The organism is Paraburkholderia sp. Ac-20342, assembly GCF_017104985.1.
Taxonomy (GTDB): Bacteria; Pseudomonadota; Gammaproteobacteria; order Burkholderiales; family Burkholderiaceae; genus Paraburkholderia.
The window spans coordinates 1-8,236 of record NZ_JAAGPQ010000152.1 but is presented as its reverse complement, the minus strand read 5'-3'; the positions used below and the strand labels follow the sequence as shown (position 1 = coordinate 8,236).

At 67.3% G+C, this 8,236-nt stretch carries 9 protein-coding genes; 6 read left to right on the top strand and 3 right to left on the bottom strand.

Annotation, left to right across the window (positions count from 1 at the left end):
* Positions 1 to 623: 623 nt before the first annotated feature.
* On the top strand, positions 624 to 1,496 hold the full coding sequence (locus tag G3N58_RS32725; RefSeq protein ID WP_205991165.1) for a ferritin-like domain-containing protein: 873 nt from the start codon (positions 624 to 626) through the stop codon (positions 1,494 to 1,496).
* Positions 1,497 to 1,758: 262 nt separating this feature from the next.
* Entirely contained in the window at positions 1,759 to 2,241 is a 483-nt protein-coding gene (gene rfaE2, locus G3N58_RS32720) for a D-glycero-beta-D-manno-heptose 1-phosphate adenylyltransferase (RefSeq protein ID WP_205991167.1), read from the top strand.
* Between the two features lie 30 nt (positions 2,242 to 2,271).
* Here rfaE2 and G3N58_RS32715 read toward each other — a convergent pair whose 3' ends face one another.
* The 3 genes from G3N58_RS32715 to G3N58_RS32705 all read right to left on the bottom strand — a co-directional run bounded on the left by G3N58_RS32715 (position 2,272) and on the right by G3N58_RS32705 (position 4,542).
* A complete protein-coding gene (locus G3N58_RS32715; protein ID WP_167042437.1) occupies positions 2,272 to 2,511 on the bottom strand; it encodes a hypothetical protein in 240 nt (79 codons plus the stop codon).
* 160 nt (positions 2,512 to 2,671) lie between these two features.
* Entirely contained in the window at positions 2,672 to 3,625 is a 954-nt protein-coding gene (locus G3N58_RS32710; RefSeq protein ID WP_206001265.1) for a type III pantothenate kinase, read from the bottom strand.
* A complete protein-coding gene (locus G3N58_RS32705; RefSeq protein ID WP_167042441.1) occupies positions 3,622 to 4,542 on the bottom strand; it encodes a biotin--[acetyl-CoA-carboxylase] ligase in 921 nt (306 codons plus the stop codon). The genes G3N58_RS32710 and G3N58_RS32705 overlap by 4 nt, the downstream gene beginning before the upstream one ends.
* A gap of 117 nt (positions 4,543 to 4,659) precedes the next feature.
* Between G3N58_RS32705 and G3N58_RS32700 the strand changes: the two genes are divergently transcribed.
* The 4 genes from G3N58_RS32700 to G3N58_RS32685 form a co-directional block, all read left to right on the top strand.
* On the top strand, positions 4,660 to 5,793 hold the full coding sequence (locus G3N58_RS32700) for an ABC transporter permease (protein ID WP_167042443.1): 1,134 nt from the start codon (positions 4,660 to 4,662) through the stop codon (positions 5,791 to 5,793).
* Positions 5,790 to 6,668, top strand: coding sequence for an ATP-binding cassette domain-containing protein (locus tag G3N58_RS32695; protein WP_206001264.1), 879 nt, complete (start codon positions 5,790 to 5,792; stop codon positions 6,666 to 6,668). The genes G3N58_RS32700 and G3N58_RS32695 overlap by 4 nt, the downstream gene beginning before the upstream one ends.
* A 46-nt stretch (positions 6,669 to 6,714) precedes the next feature.
* Positions 6,715 to 7,686 carry an MlaD family protein gene (locus tag G3N58_RS32690; RefSeq protein ID WP_167042447.1) on the top strand — a complete coding sequence of 324 codons (972 nt, stop codon included), beginning with the start codon at positions 6,715 to 6,717 and terminating at the stop codon, positions 7,684 to 7,686.
* 29 nt (positions 7,687 to 7,715) lie between these two features.
* The coding region (locus G3N58_RS32685) for an ABC-type transport auxiliary lipoprotein family protein (RefSeq protein WP_206001263.1) at positions 7,716 to 8,236 on the top strand (521 nt) is incomplete at its 3' end.

Sequence of the window (8,236 nt, the reverse complement as noted above, 5' to 3'; positions counted from 1 at the left end):
CAGCGCGAGGCGCGAAGCCCACCGCGAAACGGCCGGCCGCGAAGCGCGCGGCGCCGGCGGCCAAACGCGCTGCTGGCGCGAGCGCAGGGGGGGCGAAGAAGCCGCAATGAGCGCGGTGGCGGGGCGTCGCTTCGGCCGCGCTCCGCCATTGCCGCAGCGTCGCTCATTGCCGCTTCCGCGAACTCGGCTCAGTGTTGCGGAAAGTCAATACCATCGTGCGATCGAGCCGGTTCTGTCACAGGTTTCACCTGGTCCGCATGCTATGATTGTGTAAGCTTTATCTGGCTTTGGGGGCACGCAGAAAAGAACCAATCCCGCCGCCCACGCGTCGTTTGCCGCCGGCACCACCGGCGCAGGGCTGGACGGTGCGGTTTCCAACGCAGACTGGCTCGACCTCAGGCACAGGGTATTCCTCACCCACGGTTGGCCGCACAGCGCCTGATTCATGTTTCAGGTTCCTGTGCAAACGCCCGGACTTCTTTGCTTCCCGATGCCTATGGGCGGCAGATTAGCGCGTAAAATTGAATGCTTGGCCGACAAACGGTACGTTCGTTCGCCGTGGCAAAACGGTTACACGTAGCAGCAACAGACACAGACAGTATGCGCAGAACAGGGGCGGGACTATGAACACCATGCTTTATCCGGAACTTTATAAATCGCTCGAATCCGTTCGCTGGGACATGGAGAAGGACATTCCCTGGGACAAGTTCGATGCATCGCTCTTGACCGACGAGCAGGCCGCGACGATCAAGATGAACGCGATCACCGAATGGTCGGCGTTGCCCGCCACGGAAATGTTTCTGCGTGACAACCATCACGACAGCGATTTCTCCGCGTTCATGAGTGTGTGGTTCTTCGAGGAACAGAAGCATTCGCTGGTGCTGATGGAATATCTGCGCCGCTTCAAGCCGGAACTGGTCCCGACCGAAGAGGAACTGCACGCGGTGCGCTTCGAGTTCGATCCCGCGCCGCCGCTCGAAACGCTGATGCTGCACTTCTGCGGCGAAATCCGCCTCAATCACTGGTATCGCCGTGCCGCCGAATGGCACACCGAGCCGGTCATCAAGCACATCTACGAAACCATTTCGCGCGACGAAGCGCGGCATGGCGGCGCGTATCTGCGCTACATGAAGAAGGCGATGGCGCAAACCGGCGACATCGCGCGTGCCGCGTTCGCGAAAATCGGCGTGCTGATGGCGTCGGCGCGCCGCACCGAAAAGCCGCTGCACCCGACCAACCTGCACGTGAATCAGGCGCTGTTCCCGCGCGACACGATTCAATCGCGCCTGCCCGATCCGGAATGGCTCGAGCGCTGGCTCGACGAGCAGATCCGTTTCGACGACGGCTGGGAAAAGAAAGTGGTCGAGCGCATCCTCCACAACCTGTCGCTGCTGTTCGAGCGCACGTTCAACACGGCGCAGGAACTGAATCGTTATCGCAAGGAAGTGGTCGCGCGTTTGCAGGCCGACGGTCAGGCGCCGGCGCAACCGGCGTGAGGGCATGAGCGCTGACGCCGGCAGTGGTGGTGGCGCTTCGATCCCGATGCGCGGAGCCGGGCTGCGGCGCAGTCACCGCGAACGAGGTTGCACGGTTCCCCTGTTGCTTTGAGGCATTGCCTTGAGGCGCTGCTTTAAAGCACGGCATCGAAAGGCAAATAGAAACGGTCCGGCAGGCGCGAGCTTGCCGGACCGTTTTGCTTGAGGCCGTCCAGCGTGTATCGTGACGGCACTTTCTTTTTCCTCTTTCCATACCCCCGCGATGCCCGCTATTTTCGAACGCAAGATTCTGACGCGCGATGCCTTGGTGAAACTGCGTCCTTCGCTGACCGCGCCGGTCGTATTCACGAACGGAGTGTTCGACATTCTGCATCGCGGACACGTGACCTATCTCGCCGATGCGAAGGCGCTCGGCGCCTGTCTGATCGTCGGCGTGAATAGCGATGCGTCGGTGCGCATGCTCGGCAAGGGCGACGACCGGCCGATCAACCACGAAGCCGACCGGATGGCCTTGCTCGCGGCGCTCGAAAGCGTCGACTACGTGGTGAGCTTCGGCGAAAAAACGCCGGTCGAACTGATTTCGGCGCTGCGGCCGGACGTGCTCGTGAAGGGCGGCGACTACGATATGGACGCGCTGCCCGAATCGGCAATCGTGCGCGGCTGGGGCGGCAAGGCGCTGGCGATTCCGTTCGAGCACGATCGCTCGACGACCGCGCTGCTGAAGAAGGTGCGCACGCAGGGCTGACCGACTGCTTCGATCGCTTCAGCCGCTTCGCTACTGCGGCAACGCCGACGTCGAAATCGGCGCTTGCGGCGCCGGTCCGCCGACGACCGCCTGGTCGGCCGCATCGGCGGCGCTGACGGGCCGCACTGTCAGCGACTCCGGATGAATCTGCCGGTTCAGGTGATTGGGCTCGCGGCTACTGGCGCTGGGCACCGGCCCGAATGCGCCCAGCGATGTGGCGAAAGCCAGCACGTTGGCAAGAATCAGAATGGCGATCAGCCCGCGAAGCATGGTTGAGGGTTCCAGTCCAGAAGAAGTTGAGCCGGGGTCGGGGTGAGGTGCCGGAAGCGGGCGCGCGGGCGACCTGCCGTGGCGGTTCACGAGTGCGCGAGTCGGGTGCCGGTCGCGGACTTGGCTCCCCGCATTTGTCGCGCACCGATCATGGCGTCGATCAACCGCCCTGCCGCGCCGAATCCTCGGCGGCAATCAGCGCGAGGCCCGACAGCACGAGCGAATCGTGGCGAGTATGCGGTACTTTGAGCGCGCTCGCCACCTCGTCCGCAGCGCCGCCGTTGACGACGAGCCGCACCGGCACCTGCCACTCGTCCTGCAGATCGCGCCACATGCGCTCGACCAGTCCCGCCTGCGCGAGCGTGCAGCCGGCCGAGAGCGAACGCGGCGTATCGGTCGCGAAAAACGGGCCGCGGCGGCCTGCCCCGGCGTCGTTGCCGGCGTCGAGCAGGCCGCGTGCGCGCGCGGCATCGAGCGTCGGCAATTGCGCGGTGTGTTCGCCGAGCGAGCGCATCATCAGCGTCCAGCCCGGCGCGATCAGTCCGCCGACGAACGAGCCGTCCGCGCGCAACGCTTCGAGCGTCGTCGCGGTGCCGAATGTCGCGAGCAGCAGATGTTCGCCGGGAAACGCCGCATGCGCGCCGATCATGCCGGCCCAGCGATCGCTGCCGAGCGTGTGCGGCGCCGTGTAGCCATTGACGACGCCGCATTGACGCGCGCTCGCGCGGATCGTCGTGAGCGGCAGTTGCGGCCAGTGCGCGTCGACGAGCGCGGCAATGCGCGCCGCGACGTCCGCGCCGGCGACGTTGGACAACCACGCGCCGCGCGGTGTCGGCAAGCCCGACCATCCGGGCGATGAAGCAGGCCGCAACGTGGGCGTCGAGCCCGCCGACGCGTTACTCCGCGACACAGCCTGCAAGCCCGACTGCAAGCCAGGCGTCGAATCCCCCCGCAGACCGGACACCGGCCCCGCATCGGCTTGCAAGCCGTACCGCGCGACATCCTCGTGTGCTAGCGCTCCGGCCGCCAGTTGCGTGCCATCCGCGTCCACGCATGCCCATTTGATCCGGCTATTGCCCGCGTCGATCAGCAGAGAAGGCGCGTGCTGCGTCATGCGGCACCGTCGGCGAGGCGCAGCGACACGTCGCCGGTCGCGATGCTCTGGCGGCCGGCGGCCGTATCGAGCAGCAACTGGCCGTGTTCGTCGACGCCGGCTGCCACGCCGCGCGCGATTTCCTCGCCTTGTTCGAGCAGCACGACGTCGCGGCCTGCGTACGCATGCACGGCGTTCCAGCGCGGCTGGAACGGCGCGAAGCCGTCGGCGCCGAAGCGCTGCAACGCCGGTTCGAGCGCGTTCAGCTCGGCGGCGAGCGTGTCGGTCAGATTCGCGTTCGGCAGCGCGCGCTGCAGCGCGGTCGGCACGGTGCCGCGCGCCTGCGGCGGCACGTCGGCATGCAGCGCGCCGACCTTCGCCGCGAGTGCGTCGGCGCCCTTCACGTTGGTGCCGATGCCGATCACGACCGCGCTCGCGTACTCGGTGCTCCACGCGGTTTCGATCAGGATGCCGGCGAGCTTGTCGCCTTCGAGCAGCACGTCGTTCGGCCACTTCAATGCGATCTGCCCGGGACCGGCGACCGGCAGCGAGCGCAGCCCGTCGACGAGCGCGACGCCCACCGCGAGGCTCAGTCCCGCGAGCCCTTCGAGCGGACGCGGCAGCACGCAGGCGACCGAAAACAGCAGCGCATTGCCGGGCTCCGCATACCACGGCCGGCCGCGGCGGCCGCGCCCCGCGGTTTGCAGATACGCGACCCGCACGATCGGCCGCGGCAGCGCGCTCGCGCGGCGCGGCAGCGCCTTCACGCGGGCCATCAGGTCGGCATTGGTCGAGCCGGTTTCCTCGACGATTTCGATCGGCCAGTCATGCGCATGCGCACCGAACAGCCTGACCGCGCGCTCGCGGTCGATGCGCCAGTCGGCCTCGGCCGCATTGGCCGTTGCAGGAGAGGGCGTGGGAGACTTGGAAGCATTCATGGCACCTATTGTAGCGACAGCGACCTTCGGCGGGATTGGCGTGCGGATCGGTGCGGACATCATCGGCCCGTCGTTCGCTACAATGGCCCTTCATCCGATAACCAGCTTCCGCGATCCTTGAACTACGACACTCCGCCCGGCCTCGAAGTCGCGGCCGGCAGCCAAGGCAAGATCGTCCGTCTCTCGGGCCAGTGGACGGCGCTCGCGCTCGCGCGCGATCGCGACACCGGGCACGTGATCCCGCTGCTGCGTTCGCTGACCGGCGCGCAGGGCATCGGCGAGTGGGACCTGTCGCGTATCGACAGGATGGATCACGTCGGCGGCCAGGCGCTGTGGCGCGTATGGGGCCACAAGATGCCGCCCGGCACCGCGCTCACCGACACGCAACGCGACATCTTCGAGCGCATCGCGCTGCTCGACACGGTGCGCGAGGGCGCCGAGCCGGTCAAGCGCCTCGATCCGTTCACGCGCCTCGGCCTCGGGCTCTTCTCGTTCTTCGAGCATCTGTACGGCGGCGTCGCAATGCTCGGGCGCGTCGTGCTCGACCTGCTCGCGATCGTGCGCAAGCCGAAGCTCACGCCGTGGACCGAAATCTCCGCGAACATCTACAACGCCGGCGCGCGCGCGCTGCCGATCACGGCGCTCGTCGCGTTCCTGATCGGCATCGTGCTCAGCTATCTGTCGGCGCAGCAGTTGCGCATCTTTGGCGCGAACCAGTTCATCGTCAATATTCTCGGCCTCGCGGTGATCCGCGAACTCGGCCCGGTGCTCTCGGCGATTCTGGTGGCGGGCCGCTCGGGCTCGGCGATCACCGCGCAGATCGGCGTGATGCGCGTGACCGAGGAACTCGACGCGATGCGCGTGATGGGCATCCCGCACGGCCTGCGGCTGATCCTGCCGCGCGTGGTCGCGCTCGGCATCGCGATGCCGCTGCTCGTGATGTGGACCAACATCATCTCGCTGACGGGCGGCGCGCTCGCCGCGAAACTCGTGCTCGGCATCGACATGAACTTCTTCGCGCGGCAGCTGCCCGTCGTCGTGCCGATCGCGAATCTCTGGATCGGTCTCGGCAAGGGCGCGGTGTTCGGCATGCTGATCGCGATCACCGGCTGTCATTTCGGCTTCCGTATCAAGGCCAATTCGCAGAGTCTCGGCGAAGGCACGACGACCTCGGTGGTGACCTCGATCACCATCGTGATTCTCGCGGACGCGGTGTTCGCGATCCTCTTCCAGAACGTGGGGCTCGGATGATCGCGCCACTGACCGAAGCCGTGCGCGGCCAGCCCGTGCCGTCGATCGCCGAGCCGGTGATCGAGGTGAACGACATCACCAAGCGCTACGGCCGCAACATCGTGCATCAGCACCTGAGCCTCGAGGTGCGGCGCGGCGAGATCGTCTCGATCGTCGGCGGCTCGGGCTCGGGCAAGACCACGCTGGTGCGGCAGATTCTCGGCCTCGAGCGGCCCTCGTCGGGCACCATCAAGCTGTTCGGCCAGGACCTCGCGACCATCTCGCCCGAAACCGCGCTGCTGATGCGCAGCCGCTCCGGCATGCTGTTTCAGCGCGGCGCGCTGTTCTCGTCGCTGTCGGTGTTCGACAACGTCGCGCAGCCGGTGCGCGAGCTCGGCCGCGTGCCCGAAGACCTGCTGCGCGACATCGTGATGCTGAAGCTCGAAATGGTCGGGCTGCCGTGCAAGCACGCGTCGAAGATGCCGTCGGCGCTGTCGGGCGGCATGATCAAGCGGGTCGGCATCGCGCGCGCGATCGCGCTCGAACCCGAACTGCTGTTCCTCGACGAACCGACCGCCGGGCTCGACCCGCAGGCGTCCGACGAATTCGTCGAGCTGATCTCCGCGCTGCATCGCGCGCTCGGCCTCACGGTCGTGATGATTACGCACGACCTCGACACAATGGTCGCGATCTCGACGCGCGTCGCCGTGCTTGCCGATCGCAAGGTGCTCGTCAACGCGCCGGTCGAAGAGGCGGCGGGCGTCGATCATCCGTTTATCCGCGAATATTTCCTCGGCCTGCGCGGGCGCCGCGCGCTGCAGGCGCTGCCGCCCGAGCGCCGCGCGAAGCTGCCGCGGGCCGCGCTCGAAGCGGCGTCGTCCGAGTTGCCGCTATGAGGTCTGCCGTTATGAACCGGGCCGCCATGAACCAGGAAACCTGACAATGGAAAACAAAGCACACGCATTCTGGGCCGGGCTTTTCACGGTCGTGCTGACGGCGGCGGTCGCGCTCGCCGCATTTCTGTTCAACGTCGATCGCACCGTGCGGGTGCCGTACGACCTGATCGCGCGCACCAACGTGACCGGGCTCTTTGCCGACGCGGCGGTGCGCTTTCGCGGGCTCGACGTCGGCCGCGTGCAGTCGATCAAGTTCGATCCGAGCCATCCGGGGCAGATCATGATCCGCATCATGGTCGACGAACACGCGCCGATCACCCATTCGACGTTCGGCAGCCTCGGCCTGCAAGGCGTGACCGGCATCGCGTTCATCCAGCTCGACGACACCGGGCGCGATCTGACGCCGCTGCCGTCGTCGGTGCAGCAGGTCGCGCAACTGCCGATGCGCCCGGGCCTGCTCGACCAGTTGCAGCAGCGCGGCGACGTGCTGCTGCGCAAGCTCGAAAAAGTCACCGACAACGTCAACGACATGCTGTCGCCGGAAATGGTCGCGCAGTTGCACGACACGGCCGCGAGCATCCAGCAGGCCGCGTCCGGGATCGCCGGGCTGAGCCAGCAGATCGCGCCGGTCGCGGGCAAGCTGCCCGCCACGGTCGATCAGCTGAATCGCACGCTCGCTTCGACCAACCGGATGATTACGAGCCTGAACCGTCCGGACGGCCCGTTCGAGCGCAATCTGAACAAGGTCGGCACGGCGGCGCAGCAGGCCGGCGACGCGCTCGCCGAGATGAACGTGTCGCTGCAGGATCTGTCGGCGCGGGTCGGCTACGAGACGCTGCCGCGCGTGAACTCGCTGACCGAGGACGTGCGCTCGGCCGCGCAATCGATCGACCGCGCCGCCGATACCTTCAGCACCAATCCGCGCAGCGTGCTGTTCGGCGCGCCGCGCCCGGCGCCGGGTCCGGGCGAGGCCGGCTTCACGTGGCCCGCCGCTGGCGCCGCCCCGGCAGCCCACTAAATCCGCTGGCTCAAGAAAGGAAGATGCCCATGTCACGCTCGATTCACCGACTGTTGTCCTCGCGCGCCGCGCTCGCGGCGCTGCTCGCGTTCGGCGTGCTGGCGGCGGGCTGCGCGGGCACGTCCGCGGTGGTGTCGGACAGCCGCTACGACTTCGGGCCGCCGCCGCAGACGGCCGCCGCTGCCCGGCTGCCGGCCGTCAAGGTGCTCGAGGTCGGCGCGCCGGCCGTGCTCGAATCCGACCGGCTCATCTATCGCCTGAGCTACGCCGACGCGCAGCAGACGGCCACCTACGCGAACAGCCACTGGACGATGATGCCGTCGCAGTTGCTGACGCAGCGCCTGCGCGGCGCGTTCGGTGCGCACGGCACCGTGCTCACGGGCGCGGACGGCGTGGCCGCACCGGTGCTGCGCGTCGATCTGACCGAGTTCGAGCAGGTGTTCGACAGTCAGACGGAGAGCCATGGCGCGGTCGGTGCGCGCGTCACGTTGACGCAGAACGGCAAGGTGGTCGGCCAGCAGACGTTTGCGGCGCGCGCGCCCGCGCGCTA